General features: G+C 70.6%; 10 protein-coding genes. 3 read left to right on the top strand and 7 right to left on the bottom strand.

The window, feature by feature from the left end; genetic code table 11:
• The first annotated feature begins 119 nt into the window (after positions 1-119).
• Entirely contained in the window at positions 120-1,628 is a 1,509-nt protein-coding gene (locus tag OG702_RS30780; protein ID WP_327292207.1) for an MFS transporter, read from the top strand.
• 3 nt (positions 1,629-1,631) lie between these two features.
• Here the strand turns inward: OG702_RS30780 and OG702_RS30775 are convergent, their stop codons facing one another.
• The 6 genes from OG702_RS30775 to OG702_RS30750 all read right to left on the bottom strand — a co-directional run bounded on the left by OG702_RS30775 (position 1,632) and on the right by OG702_RS30750 (position 12,182).
• Entirely contained in the window at positions 1,632-2,108 is a 477-nt protein-coding gene (locus OG702_RS30775) for a MarR family winged helix-turn-helix transcriptional regulator (RefSeq protein ID WP_327292206.1), read from the bottom strand.
• 41 nt (positions 2,109-2,149) lie between these two features.
• Positions 2,150-3,862 carry an MFS transporter gene (locus OG702_RS30770; protein WP_327292205.1) on the bottom strand — a complete coding sequence of 571 codons (1,713 nt, stop codon included), beginning with the start codon at positions 3,860-3,862 and terminating at the stop codon, positions 2,150-2,152.
• A gap of 85 nt (positions 3,863-3,947) precedes the next feature.
• On the bottom strand, positions 3,948-4,463 hold the full coding sequence (locus OG702_RS30765) for a mycothiol transferase (protein WP_327292204.1): 516 nt from the start codon (positions 4,461-4,463) through the stop codon (positions 3,948-3,950).
• A 234-nt stretch (positions 4,464-4,697) separates the two neighbouring features.
• Complete coding sequence (locus OG702_RS30760) at positions 4,698-6,137, bottom strand: RICIN domain-containing protein (protein ID WP_327292203.1); 1,440 nt, start codon at positions 6,135-6,137, stop codon at positions 4,698-4,700.
• A gap of 231 nt (positions 6,138-6,368) precedes the next feature.
• A complete protein-coding gene (locus OG702_RS30755; RefSeq protein WP_327292202.1) occupies positions 6,369-10,649 on the bottom strand; it encodes a discoidin domain-containing protein in 4,281 nt (1,426 codons plus the stop codon).
• A 291-nt stretch (positions 10,650-10,940) separates the two neighbouring features.
• Positions 10,941-12,182, bottom strand: coding sequence for an FUSC family protein (locus OG702_RS30750; RefSeq protein WP_327292201.1), 1,242 nt, complete (start codon positions 12,180-12,182; stop codon positions 10,941-10,943).
• A gap of 408 nt (positions 12,183-12,590) precedes the next feature.
• On the opposite strand from OG702_RS30750, the gene OG702_RS30745 reads away from it, so the two are divergent.
• Both OG702_RS30745 and OG702_RS30740 read left to right on the top strand, forming a co-directional pair.
• Positions 12,591-14,702, top strand: a complete 2,112-nt coding sequence (locus tag OG702_RS30745) for a discoidin domain-containing protein (RefSeq protein WP_442814750.1) — start codon at positions 12,591-12,593, stop codon at positions 14,700-14,702.
• A gap of 116 nt (positions 14,703-14,818) precedes the next feature.
• Entirely contained in the window at positions 14,819-18,097 is a 3,279-nt protein-coding gene (locus OG702_RS30740; RefSeq protein ID WP_327292200.1) for a discoidin domain-containing protein, read from the top strand.
• Positions 18,098-18,211: 114 nt separating this feature from the next.
• Here OG702_RS30740 and OG702_RS30735 read toward each other — a convergent pair whose 3' ends face one another.
• The gene (locus OG702_RS30735) at positions 18,212-19,609 is read right to left on the bottom strand and encodes an NADP-dependent succinic semialdehyde dehydrogenase (RefSeq protein ID WP_327292199.1); all 1,398 of its coding nucleotides are present in this window, start codon (positions 19,607-19,609) and stop codon (positions 18,212-18,214) included.
• Between the last annotated feature and the right edge of the window lie 303 nt (positions 19,610-19,912).

Raw genomic sequence — 19,912 nt, 5'->3', positions numbered from 1 at the left:
GACCATTGTCATCCCGCCCGGCCCGGTACGCAGTACCGCACCACGCCCGCGGGCCACGACGCACCCGCGGATGATCGCGTACCCCCACAGGCGGCCCGCGACGCAATAGGGTCGGTGTCATGACCCCGGAGCGCGTCCCAGGCGTACCGCTGGCGTCCGCGGCGGGCCGCTGGGTGCTGGCGTGCACGGTGCTCGGGTCCGGCATGGCGCTGCTTGACGGCACCATCGTCAACATCGCGCTCCCACGGATCGGCGAGGACCTGGGCGCGACGCTCGCCGACCTGCAGTGGACGGTGAACGGCTACCTGCTCACGCTGGCCGGCCTGATCCTGCTGGGCGGCGGCCTCGGCGACCGCTACGGGCGGCGCAAGGTCTTCGTCATCGGCGTGGTGTGGTTCGCGCTGGCCTCGGCGGCGTGCGGAGCCGCGCCCGGCACCGGTGTGCTGATCGCGGCCCGCGCCCTGCAGGGGGTGGGCGGCGCGCTGCTGACGCCGGGTTCGCTGGCGCTGGTGCAGTCGACCTACCGGCCGGAGGACCGGGCCAAGGCGGTCGGTGCCTGGTCCGGGCTCGGCGGGGTGGCCGGCGCGGTGGGTCCGTTCCTGGGCGGCTTCCTGGTGGACGGCCCGGGCTGGCGGTGGATCTTCCTGGTCAACCTGCCGATCGCCGCGGTGGTGGTGGCCATCGCGGTCCGCCATGTGCCGGAGAGCCGGGACCGGACGGCGTCCGGCAGTTTCGACATCCGGGGCGCCGCGCTGGCCGCGCTGTGCCTGGCCGGCATCACCTACGCGCTGATCACCGCCTCCGGCCATCCCTCGTGGACGTCGGTGGTGCTGCCCGCGGCGGCGGGGCTCGCGTGCGGGGTGGCCTTCGTACGGACCGAGCGGGCCAGCGAGCATCCGATGCTGCCGCTTTCGGTGTTCTCCTCCCGCCTGTTCACCTCGGTGAACGCGGTGACGCTGTGTCTGTACGCGGCGATCGGCGGGGTGTTCTTCCTGCTGCCGGTGGAACTGCAGATCGCCGCCGGCTACAGCGCGCTGCGGGCCGGTCTGGCCACGCTGCCGGTGACCGTGCTGCTCCTGCTGCTGTCGGCGCCGGCCGGCGCGCTCGCCCAGCGGATCGGGGCGCGCCTGCCGCTGACGGTGGGGCCGCTGGTGACCGCGGCCGGGCTGCTGCTGCTCATCCGGATCGGTCCAGGATCGGCGTCGTACTGGCTGGACGTGCTGCCCGCGGTGGTGGTGCAGGGGCTGGGGATGTGCCTGGTCGTGGCGCCGCTGACCGCGACGGTGCTGGCGTCGGTGGACGTCGACCACGCCGGGGTCGCCAGCGGGGTGAACAACGCGGCGGCCCGGGTGGCCCAACTGCTGATCGTGGCCGCGCTGCCGCTGGTGGTGGGGCTGTCCGACCAGGCGTACCGCTCGCCGCACCGGGTGGACGCGGCCTTCGGCTCGTCGATGATGATCTGCGCGGCGCTGTGCGCGCTCGGTGCGGTGCTGGCCTTCACCCTGGTGCCGTCGGGCCCGCTGCACGAGGACGACGGCACTGCCGCCGTCCAGCCGCAGTGCCGGGCGCACTGCGGCTTCCCCGCGCCGCCGCTGGAGCCTGGGACGGGCCACGCGTCCCGTCCGTGACGGTCAGCGGCGGCCGGGCGCGGGCTCGGGGTCCGGCTCGGTCAGCAGCTGTTCGAGTACCGGCAGCGCCGCCAGCAGCGTGTCGAGCTGTCCGGGGTCGAGCCGGGCCATCCGGCGGGCCAGCAGCTCGGAGCGCTTGCGGCGGATGCGGCCGAGCACCTCGGCGCCCTCCGGGGTGATGCTGACCAGCCAGGACCGGCCGTCGGAGGGGTCGGGCTGCCTGGCGACCAGCGCCGCGGCGACCAGCGGCGCCACCGTACGGGTCAGCGACGGAGCGGCGACCTGCTCCTGGGCGGCCAGCTCGCCGATCCGCAGCGGTCCGTGCTCCTGGGTCCTGGCCAGCGCGGACAGCTGGGCGTAGGTGAGGTTCAGGTCGTCGCCGGAGGCCTGCGCGAGCTGCCGGTAGAGGCGGGCGATGACCAGCCGCAGCCGCGCCACGGCGGCGGAGGAGGGCGCCCCGCGCCCGTCGGTGTCCGTCATGGCGGGGCGCCTCCTGGGTCGTACCGCGGGCCGTACCGCGGTCAGCTGTCCGTGCCGGTGCGGCGGCTGCGGATCAGCGACGCGCCTGCTGCGACCAAGGACATCACGATCGCCAGGGCGAACACCACGACCAGGCCGTCGTGGAAGGGACCCGAGATCAGGTGCGGGAAGAACTCCCGCCCGGTCAGGGTCTGCGAGTTGGCCGCGGGCAGCGTGCCGAGCAGGTCGGAGCCGAGCAGCTGCTGGATCGGGTTGTAGCCGAGGAAGGCCGCGAAGAGGGTGCCGACCGGCGGGAGGTTCGCCACCTGGTGGGCGTTGGACGCGGGCACGCCCTGGGCCATCAGGCCGGAGCTGAGGGTGTGCGGCAGCGAACGCGCCAGGCCCGCGACCATCAGCGAGAAGAAGACGCCGATGGACAGCACCATGCCGGCGTTCTGGAAGGTGGCGCGCATGCCGGAGGCGGCGCCGCGGGACTCCGCGGGCACGCTGGCCATGATGATCGAGGTGTTGGGCGCCGCGAACAGGCCGCCGCCGAGGCCGTTGAGGAAGACCACCAGCGCGAAGACCCAGTAGCTGAAGTCGGTCGGGATCAGCAGCAGGCCGGCGAAGGACCCGGCCATCACCACGAAGCCGGAGGCGGCGAACAGCCGGGCGCCGTAACGGTCGGACAGCGCGCCCGCGACGGGCCCGGCGGCCAGGAAGCCGACGGTCAGCGGCAGCAGGTAGATACCGGCCCACAGCGGTGTGTCGGCGTAGTTGTAGCCGTGCAGCGGCAGCCAGATGCCCTGCAGCCAGATGATCAGCATGAACTGCAGGCCGCCGCGGGCGATGGAGCCCAGCAGGGTGGCCGCGTTGCCGCCGGCGAAGGCCGCGTTGCGGAACAGCTTCAGCGGGAACATCGGCTCGGCGACCCGGGACTCCACCAGGCAGAAGGCCACCAGCATCGCGACGCCGCCGATCAGCCCGGCGAGCACCCAGGGGTTGGTCCACCCCATGGTGTGGCCGCCGTAGGGCTGGATGCCGTAGGTGATGCCGGCCAGCAGCGCGGTCAGGCCCACCGCGAAGGTGATGTTGCCCCACCAGTCCATCCTGGCCGGGCGGCGGACGCCGGTCTCGTGCAGCGAGCGGTACGCCCACACGGTGCCGATCAGGCCGATCGGCACGTTGACCCAGAAGATGGAGCGCCAGTTCCACTCGGCGAGCAGGCCGCCGAGGACCAGGCCGATGAAGGAGCCGGCGATACCGGCCACCATGTTCACCCCGAGGGCCATGCCGCGCTGGCGGGCCGGGAAGGCGTCGGTGATGATCGCCGCGGAGTTGGCCATCAGCATCGATCCGCCGACCGCCTGGGCGACCCGCCAGCCGATCAGCCACAGCGCCCCGCCGCCGCCGTGCAGCGGGTCGACGGACAGGATCACCGAGGTGACGGTGAAGATCAGGAAGCCGGCGTTGTAGATCTTGACCCGGCCCAGGATGTCCCCGAGCCGGCCGAGGGTGACCACCAGGACCGCGGTGACCAGCATGTAGCCCATCAGCATCCACAGCAGGTAGCTGACGTTCCCCGGCTGGAGCGGGTCGAGCCTGATGCCGTTGAAGATCGCGGGCAGCGAGATCAGCACGATCGAGGAGTTGATCGTGGCGATGAGCATGCCGAGGGTGGTGTTGGACAGTGCCACCCACTTGTAGTGCGGATGGTCGGCTGCGATACGCGGCGGCCGCCGCTGTATTCGCTTGGTCGCGTCTTCGGTCGCCATCAGGCCCTTCACACCCCGCCCGGGTCAGTTACTTAACTTAGGTTAAGTAATTCTAGCATCGGGTGATGACCGGGGCCTCCCCCTGTCAGCCGCGGCGGCGCAGCAGGATGCCGCGCAGGATGGCGGCCTGCCCGGCGTGCTGGAGGTCGTCGGAGATGACGCTGACCAGCCGGACCCCCAGGGTCACCGGCGGCGTCCACCGGCGGTCCACCACGGTGTCGAGGTCGGCGTCGGTCAGCGTGGCCAGATAGGCCAGTGTCCGCTCGTGCACCGCGTCGTAGTAGCCGGTGAGCAGGTCGGCGGTGGCCGCCGCCAGCTCGGCCACCTCGTCGGCGCTGTGGCCGTAGCCGATGTCGTCGGCGTCGAACGGCAGCCCGAAGCGCTGGTCCCAGCCGCCCTCGGTCCAGGTCTGCGGGTGGCCGGCGGCCTCGGAGACATGGTCGTCCTGGACGCGGGTGAGATGCCAGACCAGCCAGCCGACGGAGTTCGCCTCCGGGTCGAGGCGGTCGGCCAGTTCGCCGGTGGTCAGGCCCTCGACGGCGTCGTGGACGACTTCCTTGATCCGGCCGTAGGCGTCGGCCAGCAGTTCTGCGGTGTTCATCGGGGCTCCTCGCGGGGGCGGGGCGGTGTCGGCGCGGGACCTGGTGGTCCCGCGGCGGCCTGATGATCCGATCCTCGCCGATCACTGCCGCGCGAGCGCGTGAATTCGCCCGGCTCCGGGTGGGTCGGTGGACCCGCCCGGAGCCGGGCGCGAGGTGGTGCTGTCCGCTCGGGCGCCGCGGTCAGGCCCTGGGATCAGGCCCGGCGACGGGAACGGGCGGTGGGGGCGCCGCCGTCAGGACGGCAGCGTCCACTGCTGGTTCGTGCCGCCCGCGCAGGTCCAGATCTGCAGCCGGGTGCCGTTGGCCGAGCTGGGGCCGGTGGCGTCCAGGCACTTGCCGGACTGCGGGTTCACCAGCGTGCTGCCGGTGCCCTTCTGCCAGACCTGGGAGCCGGTGCCGTTGCAGTCCCAGATCTGCACCTTCGTGCCGTTGGCGGTGCCGGCCGACGCGACGTCCAGGCACTTGCCGAGCGCCTGGAGGGTGCTGCCGGAGCCGACGGACCAGGTCTGCGCGGTGGTCCCGTTGCAGTCGTAGAGCTGGACCGCGGTGCCGTTGGCGCTGCCGGCCGCAGCGATGTCGACGCACTTGCCGGCGTAGCCGGAGCGGATCGGCCCGCTGCCACCGGTCGGCGGCGGGGTGGTGCCGCCGCCGCCCGTGACGGCGTTGAAGATGCTGGAGAACTGCCAGACGGACTGCGAGGTGCCGCTGCAGCCGCTCTGGGCGGAGCCGCCGTTGGTGGCGCAGGCCTTGTCACGGCCGAGCGCCCAGAAGGACAGCTCCTGGATGCCGTTGGACTTGGCGAAGTTCTCCAGGTCCGTGGCGTCCGAGGTGGAGAAGATCTCGCTGGAGGTGTCATTGACCCCGATCATCGGGGTGTTGCCCTCCATCGCCCACAGCTGGGCGGAGGTCTTGGTGTTCCAGATCTGGCCGAGCTGGGTGTGCAGGCCCTGCGCCGCGCTGATGGCGGCGTTGCCCATGTCCATGGCCGACCCGTAGTCCATCGTCATGATGTTGACGAGGTTGACGTTCAGGCCGTGGCTCTTGGCGTTGTTCAGCAGGCTCAGGGAGTTGGACTCCAGGCCGGTGGGGTCGACCGGCAGGGTGTACTGCACGTCCAGGCGCTTGCCCTGGGCGGCGTACTGCTGCTGGAGGTCGGCGAGCGCGGTGTTGCGGCGGTCGTTGGCCGCGGTGTTGTTGAGCGCGCTGCCCTCGATGTCGAAGTCCACCCGGGTCAGGTTGAGCCCGTCGATGACCCGCTTGTACTGGGTCTCCAGCGCGGAGACCGACGTACAGGCCAGGGCCTCCTCGGTGCCCGAGGCGCCGCCGAAGGACGCGATGACGTCGCCGCCGCCGGACCGCAGGCTGTTGATGGCGGAGGTCCAGCTGGCGTCGGTGACGGACGTGTCGCCGTTGAAGGTGGCGTTGCAGCCGCCGCCGTCGATGACGAAGGCGAGGGTGAAGTACTTGATGCCGGTGGCGTTCTTGGCGTTGGTCAGCGCCGACGGCGAGTTCCACACCTCCGCGTAGGGCGCCGCGTACTGCGCGGGGAAGCCGGGCCCTGGGTTGGCGGCGGCCTGCGCGGGGGCGCCGGTGGCGAGCAGCAGGCCGGCGGCCAGAGCCGGGACCGCGGTGAGAGCGCCGAGCGTTTTGAGCCCGATGCGCGGTTTTTGCATGGGGGGAGGCCTTCCGGTAGCGGACAGCCCGGACCGTCGATTCAGGTGAATGAACGGTGGACGCCGACCTGACTGTCGACGCACCGGTGACCGTAGGACTAGACCAATGCCCCGTCAAGACCCCACGTTCATCAGCTGAAGACAAATTCGGCGGGTCAACGGTCCGTCACGGAAAGCAGGCGGTGCCCGCGTTCAGCTTTCGAACGCGGGCACCGCCTCTGGCCTGCGGCCCTAGTTGTTGACGGTGATGGTGAAGGTGGAGGTGGTGTTCTGGATGTCCACCGCGTTGTCGCTCTCGTGCAGCCCGTTGATGGTCACGGATCCGACCGCCGGGCCCTGCCCGGATTCGGGCTGCGGGTTGGCCCACAGTCCGAAGCCCGACTTGGCGTCGAAGGCGTCACCGCTCTTGTGGGCGCCGGTCACCGACAGGTTGGTGAAGACCGTGTCGCTGATCGGGTTGAGCGAGGTGCTGCCGTTCCACTTGGTCTGGAACATCACGCCCGAATACGTCGGGTCGGTGATGTCCACGTCGTTGATGCGCAGCCCCTGGAGCTTGAACTCCGCCGAGTAGATCCACAGCGCGGGGAAGGCCTGCTGTCCCCAGAAGTGACCGCCGTCCCTGACCAGCGAGATGTTGGAGAAGGTGGTCTGCGGTGAGGACTCGAAGCCGAGCGCCGGGATGCCGCCGAAGGCGAGCGACCCGATGGTGATGCCCGGGTAGGTGAGGCTGTCGGCGATGTAGAGGTTGCTGAACTTGTTGCCGCCGCCGCCGTACACGGCCAGGCCGGCGGCCCGCCAGACGGTCTTCACCGTGAGGTTCTGGAAGGTGTTGTTGAGCTCCTGCTCGTTGGTGTGGTCGATAGCCGGGAAGAGCGCGAAACTGTCGTCACCGGTGGACCTGGCCTCGATGTTGCTGACCGTGTTGCCGCTGCTGCCGTTGGTCAGGTTGACGCCGTCGGCGAAGGTGTCGCGGATCCGCAGGTTGGAGATGGTCGAGTTGTCGACGTTGGTGCCCCAGACCCCGACGATGGTGTGCTCGATCCACACGTTGTCGATGGTCATGTCGGACACGCCGGTCAGGTCCCACGGCTTGCCCGGGCCGTCGATCCGGCTGGTGTAGTTGCCGAAGAACCCGAAGCCGCTGAACTTGGTCCCGCTGGCGGAGGCCAGGAAGCCGTTGTCGGTGTTCTCCTGCCCGGTCGGGGTGACGAAGCGGGTGAACCAGGGACCGGCGCCCAGGACGTTGATGGCGCGGCCGTACACGTTGAACTTGCTGGACGTCTGGTAGTCGCCCGCGGGCAGGTAGACACCGAGCTTGGTGGTGTCCTGCCGTGCGGTGTCCAGCGCGTTCTGCACGTCCTGCTGGGTGAAGCCGGCCGGCACGACGTACTTCGTCGCGTCGGGGTTGGGGATCGCGGTGGCCTGCTCCAGGTCGATGGAGTCGATGTTGTAGTAGGCCGCGGAGTTGGCCGCGTCCTTCTGCAGCCGGATCTTGTGGCCGGCCGGGACGGTCGTCCCGAGCAGCACGTTGGCCTCGTCGTAGATGTGCCGCGGCGCGCCGGAACCGGGCGAGTTGCCGGGGCTGGCCTCGTCGCCGTACAGCCACTCGTACTTCGAGGTGAGGCTGATGGTCTTGAGGAAGGTGCCGTCGACGTAGATGTCAAGGGTCGTCGAGTCGGTGCCGTCCGGGATGTTGAAACGGGTCACCAGGGTGTTGGTGCTGTTCAGGGTGGTGAACTCCACCGAGGCGCCGTTGGCGGCCAGGTGCACCGTCTTGCGGCCCGACGCCTCACCGGCGGGGTCGCCGATGGTGCGGTTCGGCCCGAGCACCGTCGCACCGCCGGCCAGCACACCGGACTCGGCCTCGTAGGTGTCGTACGGCATGTTGGCGCCGCGGCCCACGAACAGCGACTGGGTGCTGGTGTTGTTGGCCTGCTTGATCGACAGCTCGTTGGCGTCCGGCGCGATCACGGTCTTCACCGTGTACTTGCCGTTGACCGCGGTCCAGCTGCCCAGGCTGACCGGGCTGGTGGTGGCCCCGGCCGCGATGGCGCCGCTGTAGGAGCCGGTGAGCGTCTTGACCACGCTGCCTGTGGTCGCGTCGGCGACCGTCAGGGTGATGTTGTGCGCACCCGAGGCGGCGGCGACGGTGCCCTGGTTCTTGATCGCCACCGAGAAGGTGACGTTGTTGCCCGCTGACGGGTTGCCCGGCGACCACGCCACCGGCGAGGCGACCAGGTCGGAGGTGTCGACCGGCTTGACCACCAGGGCGGTGGGGTTGGTGTAGGAGTTGTTGGTCTCGTTCTGCTCGACGACGGCGTTCGCCTCGTCGACCTTGGCGGTCAGCTGGTAGCTGCCCGCGTCCTTGGCGCCGATGGTCGCCGTCACGGTGCTGCTCGCGCCGGCCGCCAGTGCGCCGACGCTCGCGGTGCCGACCTTGACGGTGCCGAGGTAGAGGTTGACGTTGCTGGCGGGCGAGGCGTTGGTGCCGATGTTCTTCACCGTCGCGCTGAGCGTGATCGGGTCGGTCTCCACCGGCGCGGACGGCGACGCGGTCAGCCCGGTCACCGTGAGGTCCGGGTTCGGACCCGGGACGCCGATGACCTGGACTTCGGCGGCCTGGCCGCCGCCGGCGCCGGAGTTGTTGCTGAAGATCAGCCGGACGTCGGCGACCCGCGAGGTGACCGGGATGGTCACGGTGTTGCCGGAGGCGGGGTCGAAGGAGTAGCTCTTGGGCGCGGTCAGCTGGGTGAAGCCGCTCGCGCTCTGCTCGCGGCCCTGGACCTCGATGGTCTGGGTGCGCGCGCCCCAGGCGGAGCTGGGGTTGAGCTTGACCACGACCGAGCTGGTGTCGACGTTGGCGCCGAGCGAGACGGTCAGCGAGCTGGTGCCCGAGCCCTCCCAGTACGTGGTGAGGTCACCGTCGTCGGCGTTGGCCGCGACGAAGTTCTGCACGGTGGAGGTGGCCGTGATCGGCTTGCCGAGCGCCTGGTTGGTGCCGCCGGTGGGCGGGGTGGTGCCGGTACGGGTCACCGTGTTGCTGTTGCCCGACTCGTTGCCCGCCGCGTCGATCGCGCGGACGAAGTACGACACCGTGGCGGAGTCCGGCTGGCTGTCGGTGTAGGTGAGCGTGCTGCCGCCGGTGGTGGCGATCTTGCTGCCGCCCGCGAAGACCTCGTAGCCGGTGACGGCCGTGTTGTCGCTCGACGCGCTCCAGGTCAGCTTGATCTGGCCGGAGGCGGGCTGGGTGTAGGCGAGGCTGCCGGGCGCGGTGGGCGCCTGGGTGTCGCCCGAAGTGCCGGTACGGGTCACGGTGTTGCTGTTCCCCGACTGGTTGCCCGCCGCGTCCTTGGCCCGTACGTAGTACGAGACCGTCGCGGTGGTGGGCTGGCTGTCGGTGTACGTCAGCACGTTGCCGGCAACCGAGCTGCGCAGCTGGCCGTTGGCGTAGATGTCGTAGCCGGTGACGGCCGTGTTGTCGGTGGCCGCGCTCCAGGTCAGCTTGATCTGGCCGGAGGCGGGCTGGGTGTACGCCAGGTTCGCCGGCGCCGAGGGGGCGGTGACGTCGCCGGTGGCCGGGCCGTACACCTCGAACTCGGATATCTGGCCGGCCGGCCAGCCGGTGTTCCCGGTGACGTTCAGCCTGACGTAGCGGGTGGTGGCGGTGTTGAAGGTGATGGTCGCCGTGTTGCCGCTCGACGGGTTGAAGGTGTAACCCGTGGAGGCGACCAGGTTGCTGAAGTTCGTCCCGTCGGTGCTGCCCTGGACGGCGAGCGTCTCGGTGCGGGTCGCCCACGAGGTGGCGGGCGGCAGCTTCAGCACCACCTTGTTGACCGGCACCGCGGAGCCCAGGTCGACCCTGAGCCACTGCGGGAAGGCGTTGTTGCTGCTCTCCCAGTAGGTGTCGGCGTTGCCGTCGACCGCGTTGCCCGAGCCGTAGACGTCGGCGTGGCCGGACTCGGCGGTGGGCTTGCCGGCCGCGAGGTTGTCGGTGGCGGCCGCGGCGGCCTGCACGGTCAGCTCGGACAGCTGGGCCGTCTTGGCCGCGGAGTTCCCCGACACGTCGGCTCGCAGGTAGCGCGCCTTGGTGGCCGGGAAGCTGATCGTGACCGTGTTGTCCTTGGCGGGCGTGAAGGTGTACGCCTTCGAGCCGACCACCGTGGAGAACAGCGTGCCGTCGTCACTGGCCTGCAGCGACAGCGTCTCGGTGCGGGCACTCCAGGACGCCGGCACCTTGAGCTGCACCTTGTCGATCAGGGTGCTGCTGCCCAGGTTGACCTGCGCCCACTGGGGCAGGGCGCTGCCCGAGCTCTCCCAGTAGGAGTTCCGGTCGCCGTCGTCGAGCCGGTCGGCGGTGTTCTTGCCGCTGGTACTGCTGGCCGATGCCGCCTTGCCCGAGGCAAGGTCCGGCGCTCCCGCGGCCATGGCGGGCAGGGCGGAACCGCCCAGCAACAGCGTGCTGGTGGCCACCACCCCCGCCATCAGCCGTGGGATCGAGCGCTTCGTTCTCATAACGTCCCTCTGTGTCGTGTGGGGAAGATCAGGGGAAGGGCGAGAAGAGCTATTCGAAACGTGCGGGATGAGCATGTGAAGTTGCGCGCATCCCACGCAGATCCATCGTTGTTCTGCTCATAATTTGCGTACGTGTTGGCAGAGTGTTACAGACGCGCTACGGCGGCGTCTACGCCCCGGCAGGCAACGATTCGCGCGCGGGCACAGGAAGTTGGCGCACCGGCACCGGGGCGGTGGCGGTGCGCGGCCGCAGTGCGGCCGGAGAGCGGCGTCCCGGGCGGGCGGCGCCGACTACTTGAAGGCGTCCCGGAAGGCGGCGGACGAGCGCTGGTAGACCGTGCTGCTGTCCAGCCGGCGCTTGATCATCACCAGCCGGGGGTGCCGCTCGCTCATCTCGCTGCCGATCCGGTCCAGCTCCTCGACCAGCCGTTCGGAGCGTTTCTCCACCGCCAGCTCGTCCAGGATCCGGTCCACCTCGGCCAGCAGGGCGCCGTGCAACTGCCACTGCCTGGGGTGCTCCTGCACCTTGATCAGCAGCAGGTCGGCGATCCGGTCACGGCTCAGCGCGCTGTCGGTGAGCGCCTTGGCGAGCCGGTCCTCCGCGGCCTCCGCGTTGGCCGAGATCTGGCTGGTGATCAGCACCGCGAAGCTCTCGATCGCATACGCGATGTGATCGAACAGCTCCTCCAGCTCGCCGGCCACGTCCTGCGGGAACAGCTCCTCGCCGGTCCGCTGCTTGGCCAGGTCGGTGAGCGTGCGGGACATCACCCTGAGCACCACCGCGCAGATCTCCAGGGTGTCCAGACCGGTCCGCAGCACGATCCGGGAGAGCGCTCCCTCGCGCACCCGCGGATTCCACCGCAGGCTGTCCTCCGCCTGCCGCAGCGAGGCGTCCACCTCAGCGATGGCGTGGTCGACGCGGCGCGCCTCGTGCAGCCGGGAGGCGGCGCGGGAGACCGGCAGCTGTCCGGTGACCTCGCCGCCCATGCTTCTGAACAGCCGGCCCATCCGGCGGGCCAGTGACTCGATCGACCCGCCCGCGGACTGCACCCAGACCGGTGGCGCGAGCAGGTTGAACAGCAGCCCGACCGCGGCCCCGATCAGCGTCTCGAAGATCCGGTCCCAGGCGGTGCTCGCCACCTGGGCCACGCCGAGCACCAGCATCGCGCTGATCGCCACCTCCACCTCGAACTCGCCGGCCTTCACGAACCGGCCGATCAGCAGCGAGGTGAGGATGGTCAGGCCGAGACTCCACCAGGTCAGCGCGACCAGCGCGCTGAAGACGATGGCGATCAGCACCCCCGCTACCACCGCGTTGACCCGGTTGATGCCGGTGGTGAGGGTGGAGTACAGCGTCACCTGGACCACCAGCAGCGCGGTGAGCGGCGCGGTCAGCGGGGCGGGGTTCGGCAGCAGCCACACCGCGACCACGAAGGCGATGACGGCCGCCGTGGTGGAGCGCAGGATCTGCGCCGCGGCGGGTTCTGCGCTCCATCGGACGAGCTTGACCATGGGTTCTGGAACATCGGGCATCCCATGACCTTTCCCGCTCCGGGCGATCTCACTGGTCCGGACAGCCTAGGCACGGGAAAGGGGAACGGGCCGCGCGGCGCGTCGGGAGACGGCGGGTTCACACCCCCGGCGCCACCGGGCCACCGCGGGCTCACGGAGTGTCAAGATCTTGCAGCCAACGAGATGCCGCATAACTCGTCTTTGCGGGCAAGGAGTTCGCAGATCGTTCGGAGCTCGACGGCAAGCCGGGGCGACCTGAAACAGTGGTACCAATCTCGTTCACTTTCTTGACGTGTCAGCAACAGCGCCGTAATCATCACAGCAACCAGAGAGCGCTCTCACACGCACCCAGGAGACGCCGTGACCGGCAACCCCCCACCCCTGTCCAGACGCATACCCCGCTCCCTTGTCCTCGCGTTCGTCGCGGCCGTGCTCGCGGCGTTCGCGCTCGCGGTCACCCAGAGCCAGGCCAAGGCCGCGGGCACCCTGCTCTCGCAGGGCAAGACCGCGACCGCCTCGTCGACCGAGAACGCCGGGACCCCCGCCTCGGCCGCCGTCGACGGCAACACCGGCACCCGCTGGTCCAGCGCCGCCGCCGACCCGCAGTGGCTGCAGGTCGACCTCGGCGCGACCGCCGACATCACCCAGGTGACGCTGAACTGGGAGTCCGCCTACGCCAAGGCCTACCAGATCCAGACCTCGACCAACGGCACGACCTGGACCGGCGTCTACTCCACCACCACGGCGACCGGCGGCAACCAGACGCTCACCGTAAACGGTTCCGGGCGCTATGTCCGGATCTACACGACCCAGCGCGCCACCCAATGGGGCGTCTCGCTGTGGGAGTTCCAGGTCTACGGCAGCACCGGCACCGGCAACTCGGCTTGCAGCACCACCAACGCGGCGCTGAACAAGACCGCGACCGCGTCCTCCACCGAGAACGCCGGCACCCCGGCCTCCGCGGCGGTCGACGGCAACACCGGCACCCGCTGGTCCAGCGCCGCCGCCGACCCGCAGTGGCTGCAGGTCGACCTCGGCTCGTCGCAGAACATCTGCGGCGTGCAGCTCAGCTGGGAGAACGCCTACGCCAAGGCCTACCAGATCCAGGTCTCGGCCAACGGCACCGACTGGACCAACGCCTACTCCACCACCACCGGCCCCGGCGCGACCGAGCTGATCACGCTGACCGGCACCGGCCGCTACGTGCGGGTGTACGGCACCCAGCGCGCCACGCAGTACGGCTACTCGCTGTGGGAGTTCCAGGTCTTCACCGGCGGCAGCGGCGGTAACAACGGGGGCACCACCAACGGCGGTACCACCAACGGCGGTACGACCGGCGGCACCACCACTCCCCCGCCGGACGGTGCGACCCTGCTGTCGTACAACAAGCCGGCCACCGCCTCGACGTACCAGAACGCCAACAGCTGCACCGGCTGCACCCCGGCCAAGGCCTTCGACGAGGACCCGGCGACCCGCTGGGCCACCAGTGACACCAACGGCTGGGTCGACCCGGGCTGGATCTCGGTGGACCTCGGCGCGACCGCGCACATCAGCAAGGTCGTCCTGCAGTGGGACCCGGCCTACGCGACGGCGTACCAGATCCAGACCTCGGCCGACGGCACCAACTGGACGAGCATCTACTCCACCACCACGGGCAAGGGCTTCAAGGAGACCCTGAACGTGGACGGCAACGGGCGCTACGTGCGGATGTACGGCACCGCGCGCAGCAACGGCTACGGCTACTCGCTGTGGACCTTCGACGTCTACGGCACCGGCGGCAACCCCACCGCGCCGCCCTCCCTGCCGCCGAACCCGGGCAACCCCGAACACCTGGTGTGGAGCGACGAGTTCAACGGCGCGGCCGGCACCAAGCCGGACACCGGCAAGTGGACCCAGGACGTCGGCGGCGGCCAGAACGGCGAGCTGGAGTACTACACCAACGGCGACAACACCACCATGGACGGCAACGGCGACCTGGTCATCGAGGCCAGGAAGGAGAACGTCGAGGGCCACCAGTACACCTCGGGCCGGATCAACACCTCCGACCACTTCAACTTCACCTACGGACACGTCGAGGCGCGGATCAAGGTGTCCGGCACGCAGGGCCTGTGGCCCGCGTTCTGGATGCTGGGGTCCAACTTCAAGACCGGCACCCCGTGGCCGAACTCCGGCGAGATCGACATCATGGAGCACGTCGGCAAGGTCCCCGACTCGGTCTACTCCACGCTGCACGCCCCCGCCTACAACGGCGGCAACGGCTACGGCTCCCCCTACACCCTGGCGGGCTCGGACTTCGCCAACGACTTCCACACCTACGCCGTGGACTGGGACTCCAGCCACATGACCTTCTCGGTGGACGGCCACGCCTTCTTCACCGCGGACAAGGCGACGGTGGAGTCCACCCGGGGTCCGTGGGTGTACGACCACCCGTTTTACATCATCCTCAACAACGCGGTGGGCGGTGACTGGCCCGGCGCACCGGACGCCAGCACGGTCTTCCCGCAGCGCATGCTGGTCGACTACGTGCGCGTCTCGCAGTAACGCATGATCCGCCCGGATGCCCGGGTCCCGCAGCCTGGGACCCGGGCATCCGCCCTTCTCTTCCCCCCACCACGTCCGGCGGCCACCCGAGCGCCGGGTGAGAGAGGCGACCCCCCATGCTGCAAGCCTCGTTCGGCGCTCCCCCACCCCTTCGGCGGCGGCGGCTCACCGCCGCACAGTCCCGGCTCGCCGCCGTCATCGGCTTCGTCCTGGTCGTCGCGCTGGCCCTGGTGGCCACGCCCAGGATCGCCCGGGCTGCCGACCCGGTGCTGCTCTCCCAGGGCAAGACGGCGACCGCGTCCTCCAGCGAGAACGCCGGCACCCCCGCCTCCGCGGCGGTCGACGGCAACACCGGCACCCGCTGGTCCAGCGCCTTCGCCGACCCGCAGTGGCTCCAGGTCGACCTCGGCTCCTCGCAGCCGGTCAGCAAGGTCGTGCTGAACTGGGAGTCGGCCTACGCGTCCGCCTTCAAGGTCCAGGTCTCCGACAACGCCACCAGCTGGACCGACGTCTACTCCACCACGACCGGCACCGGCGGCACCCAGTCCCTGAACGTCACCGGCACCGGGCGCTACGTGCGGGTGTACGGCACCGCCCGCGCCACCGCCTACGGCTACTCGCTGTGGGAGTTCCAGGTCTGGGGCGGCTCCGGCAGCCAGCCGGCCGCCTGCGGCAACACCACGGCGGCGATCGGCAAGCAGGCGACCGCCTCGTCGACCGAGAACGCCGGCACCCCCGCCTCCGCGGCCTTCGACGGCGACCCCGGCACCCGCTGGTCGAGCGCCGCGGCCGACCCGCAGTGGGTCCAGGTCGACCTGGGCTCCTCGCAGTCGGTCTGCGGGGTGAGCCTGACCTGGGAGGCGGCCTACGCCAAGGCCTTCCAGATCCAGGTCTCCGACAACGGCAGCACCTGGACCACCGTCTACTCCACCACGGCGGGACCCGGCGGCACCGAGACGCACTCCTTCACCGCGACCGGCCGCTACGTGCGGATGTACGGCACCCAGCGCGCCACCCAGTACGGCTACTCGCTGTGGGACTTCACCGTCCTCACCCCCGGTGACGCCACGACGCCGCCCGGCGGCGGCAACGGCGACTGCCCGTGGGTCGGCTCCACCGCCCCGGTGGCCACCCGGGTCGCCCAGTTGCTCGGGCAGATGACGCAGGCGCAGAAGATCCAGATGCTGCACGGCAACGGCGCCACCCAGCCGTACATCGGCGACATGTCGGCGATCCCGTCGCTGTGCATCCCGGCGATGGGCTTCCACGACGGACCGAGCGGGGTCGGCGACGGCTTCGGCGGCGTGACCCAGCTGCCGTCCGCTGTGTCGTCCGCGGCGACCTGGGACACCGCGCTGCAGAAGAGCTACGGCACCGTCGCCGGGGCCGAGTTCGCCGGCAAGGGCGCGGACGTGGCGCTCGGCCCGACGATGAACATCGTCCGTGACCCGCGCTGGGGCAGGGCCTTCGAGACCTACAGCGAGGACCCCTACCTGAGCGCCCAGATGGCCACCGCGAGCATCCAGGGCATCCAGAGCCAGGGCGTGATGGCCGAGGCGAAGCACGTGGCGGTCTACAACCAGGAGACCAACCGCAACGGGCCGGCGGACAACGCGATCGTCGACCAGCGCACCTTGCAGGAGATCTACTTCCCGGCCTTCCAGGCCGCGGTGAGCAAGGGCGCGTCGGCATCGGTGATGTGCGCCTACTCCACCGTCAACGGGGTCTACGCCTGCCAGAACGCGAACCTGCTGAACAACGCGCTCTACCAGCAGGCCGGTTTCGGCGGCTTCGTCACCAGCGACTGGGGCGGCGCGCACTCCACGGTGGACTCGGCGAACAACGGCATGACCATCGAGATGCCCGGCGGTTACTTCTACGCCGACTTCCTCTCGCAGGCGCTCGCCAACGGCACCGTCAGCCAGGCGACGCTCAACACGATGGTCAGCCGGGTGCTCACCCAGATGTTCGCCTTCGGGATCTTCGAGAAGCACAAGACCGGCAACCGCGACTCGGTGGTCACCAGCGCTGCGCACCAGACCACCGCCCGGCAGGTCGCCGAGCAGGGCTCGGTGCTGCTGAAGAACAGCGGCGTGCTGCCGCTGTCGGGCAGCAGCGCGACCTCGATCGCGGTGATCGGCCCGGACGGCGGCGCCGGGGTGCGCAGCGTCGGCGGCGGCAGCGCCACCGCGACCAGTTCGGGCACGAAGGCGCCGATCGACGCGATCAAGGCCCGGGCCGGCGCGGGTGCCACGGTGACGTACAACGACGGCAACGACGTCAACGCGGCCGTGAGCGCGGCGCGTTCGGCGAGCGTGGCGGTGGTCTGCGTCGGCTACGGCGAGAACGAGGGCGCCGACCTGGGCAGCATCGACCTGCCCAACTCCCAGAACACGCTGGTCCAGCAGGTGGCCGCGGCCAACCCGAACACGGTCGTGGTGCTCAACACCGGCTCCGCGGTGACCATGCCGTGGCTGGCACAGGTCAAGGGCGTCATCGAGGAGTGGTACGCCGGCCAGGAGGTCGGCAACTCCCTTGCCGCGCTGCTGTTCGGCGACGTCAACCCGTCGGGCAAGCTGCCGGTGACCTTCCCCGCCTCGCTGAACGACGTGCCGGCGCACACCGCGGCACAGTGGCCGGGCAACGGCAACGTGCAGTACAGCGAGGGCCTCAAGGTCGGATACCGCTGGTACGACGCGCAGAACATCACCCCGCTGTTCCCGTTCGGGTTCGGCCTGTCGTACACCACCTTCGGCTTCTCCGGGCTGCAGGTGGGGGCGCTGGACGGCAGCGGCAACGCCACGGTGAGCGCGACCGTCACCAACACCGGCAGCAGGGCGGGGGCCGAGATCGCCCAGCTCTACGTCGGCGACCCGGCCTCCACCGGCGAGCCCGCCAGGCAGCTCAAGGGCTTCCAGCGGGTGGACCTGCAGCCGGGCGCCAGCGCGAAGGTGACCTTCACGGTGACCGCGCACGACCTGGCGTACTGGAGCACCGCCGGGAACAACTGGACGACGGCGGCGGGCGGTTACCAGATCCAGGTCGGCGACTCGTCGCGGAACCTGCCGCTGACCGGGACGCTGAACGTCGCCACCGCGATGACCGCGAAGACGGTCGGTGCGGCCGCCACCGCGGCGGCCTCGGTCAGCGTGGCCAACCCGCACGGCATGAGCGGTCCCGCGGGCACCCCGGTGCGGCTGGCGGTCACCGCGAAGGCGACCGGCGGCGCCGCCCCGGTCTTCACCGCGACCGGGCTGCCGGCCGGGCTGACCATCGGAAGGGACGGCGTGATCTCGGGCACCCCGAGGGCGAAGGGTACGAGCACGGTCGGTGTGACGGCCTCGGACGGGCAGGGCGCGGCCGACACCGCGACCTTCGTCTGGACGGTCACCTGACCGGACCGGCCCGGGCCTGACACGGACCCGGGCCCATCGATTCTGCCTCCCCATGGGTGAAGACGACTCCCCATGGGGAGGCAGATGTACATGACAATGCAGTGGCGTCCGGGGTCAGCGGCCGTACCAGACGGTGGTGATGTTGCAGAACTCGCGGATGCCGTGCGCGGACAGCTCGCGGCCGTAGCCCGAACGCTTGACGCCGCCGAATGGCAGCGCCGGGTGCGAGGCCGTCATCCCGTTGAAGAACACCCCGCCCGCCTGCAGATCCCTTACGAAGCGCCGCTGTTCGTCCTCGTCGGTGGTCCACACGTTGGAACTCAGCCCGAACGGCGAGTCGTTGGCCAGCGCCACCGCGGCGTCCAGGTCGTTCACCCGGTAGAGGGTGGCGACCGGGCCGAAGGCCTCCTCGCGGTGGATGCGCATCGCCTCGGTGACGCCGGAGAGCACGGTCGGCTCGTAGTACCAGCCGGGCGGCAGCGCCTTGGGCCTGCGGGCACCGCACAGCGCCTCGGCGCCCCGGGAGAGCGCGTCGTCGACCAGCTCCTCCAGGTCGGCCCTGCCCTGCTCGGTGGCCAGCGGGCCGACATCGGTGGACGGCGTCGTCGGGTCGCCGACCCGCAGGGCGCTCATCGCGCGGGTGAAGCGCTCGGCGAAGGCGTCGTAGATGTCGGTGTGGACGATGAAGCGCTTGGCGGCGATGCAGGACTGGCCGTTGTTCTGCACCCGCGCGGTGACCGCGACCTCGACGGCGTGGTCGAGGTCGGCGGCGGCGGACGGCATCACCACGAAGGGGTCGCTGCCGCCGAGTTCCAGCACCGTCTTCTTCACCTCGTCGCCGGCGATGGCGGCCACCGCGCGCCCGGCGCCCTCGCTGCCGGTCAGGGTGGCGGCGGCGACCCGCGGGTCGCGCAGCACCGCCTCGATCGCGCCGGAGCCGATCAGCAGGGTCTGGAAGCAGCCCTCGGGGTAGCCGGCGCGGTGGAAGAGCTCACCGAGGTAGAGCGCGGTCTGCGGGACGTTGGAGGCGTGCTTGAGCAGCCCGACGTTGCCGGCCATCAGCGCCGGGGCGGCGAATCTGATCACCTGCCAGAGCGGGAAGTTCCACGGCATCACCGCGAGCACCACCCCGACCGGCCGGTAGCGGACGTACGCCCGGACGGCGCCGCTGTCCTCGACGTCGGCCGGGGCCGGGTGCTCGTCGGCGAGGAACTCCTCGGCGCGGCCGGCGTACCAGCGCATCGACTTGGCGCACTTGGCCGCCTCGGCGCGGGCCGAGGCCAGCGTCTTGCCCATCTCGGCGGTCATGATGTGCGCGATCTCGTCCTGCTCCTTGTCGAGCAGGTCGGCGGCGGCGTTCAGCAGCCTGGCCCTGGTGCCGAAGTCGGTCTCGCGCCAGCTGCGGAACGCGCTGTGCGCGGTGGCGATCCGCTGTTCGATACCGTCCGCGTCGAGCGCGTCGAAGGTACGGACCGTCTCCCCGGTCGCGGGGTTCACGGTGGCGATCGGCATGGTGCTCCTCCTCGTGCCGCGGGCCGGCCGGGCGGGCGCGCGGGCCGGGCGCCCACGAGGCGCGGGTACCCGCGCCGGCCGTGTCCATGCGGCTGCGTCGCCATCCTGCCCCCTGCCGCGGTGCCCGGCGGTGGCGCTGCGCCCGCGCACCGGCGCACGGCACCCGCCCGGCGCAACCCCGCTCCCGGACCTGCCGCCGTCCGGGTGATCCCTCGACCGGTGGCACCGCACCGGAAAGGAGCTGACCTGCAGCGTTCATTCCCCCGTAACGTCCGCCACATCAGCCACAGGTTCTACGCGCGC

The organism is Streptomyces sp. NBC_01198, assembly GCF_036010485.1.
In the GTDB taxonomy this organism is placed as follows: Bacteria; Actinomycetota; Actinomycetes; order Streptomycetales; family Streptomycetaceae; genus Actinacidiphila.
Note: the sequence above shows the minus strand (reverse complement) of the source record. Positions and strands in the feature narration are given on the sequence as shown.

Bases quoted from the DNA above. Each gene is read 5' to 3' on its own strand.
- OG702_RS30735 (WP_327292199.1), bottom strand. From the start codon at position 19,609: ATGCCGATCGCCACCGTGAACCCCGCGACCGGGGAGACGGTCCGTACC.
- OG702_RS30765 (WP_327292204.1), bottom strand. From the start codon at position 4,463: ATGAACACCGCAGAACTGCTGGCCGACGCCTACGGCCGGATCAAGGAA.
- OG702_RS30740 (WP_327292200.1), top strand. From the start codon at position 14,819: ATGCTGCAAGCCTCGTTCGGCGCTCCCCCACCCCTTCGGCGGCGGCGG.
- OG702_RS30780 (WP_327292207.1), top strand. From the start codon at position 120: ATGACCCCGGAGCGCGTCCCAGGCGTACCGCTGGCGTCCGCGGCGGGC.
- OG702_RS30760 (WP_327292203.1), bottom strand. From the start codon at position 6,137: ATGCAAAAACCGCGCATCGGGCTCAAAACGCTCGGCGCTCTCACCGCG.
- OG702_RS30755 (WP_327292202.1), bottom strand. From the start codon at position 10,649: ATGAGAACGAAGCGCTCGATCCCACGGCTGATGGCGGGGGTGGTGGCC.
- OG702_RS30775 (WP_327292206.1), bottom strand. From the start codon at position 2,108: ATGACGGACACCGACGGGCGCGGGGCGCCCTCCTCCGCCGCCGTGGCG.
- OG702_RS30770 (WP_327292205.1), bottom strand. From the start codon at position 3,862: ATGGCGACCGAAGACGCGACCAAGCGAATACAGCGGCGGCCGCCGCGT.
- OG702_RS30750 (WP_327292201.1), bottom strand. From the start codon at position 12,182: ATGCCCGATGTTCCAGAACCCATGGTCAAGCTCGTCCGATGGAGCGCA.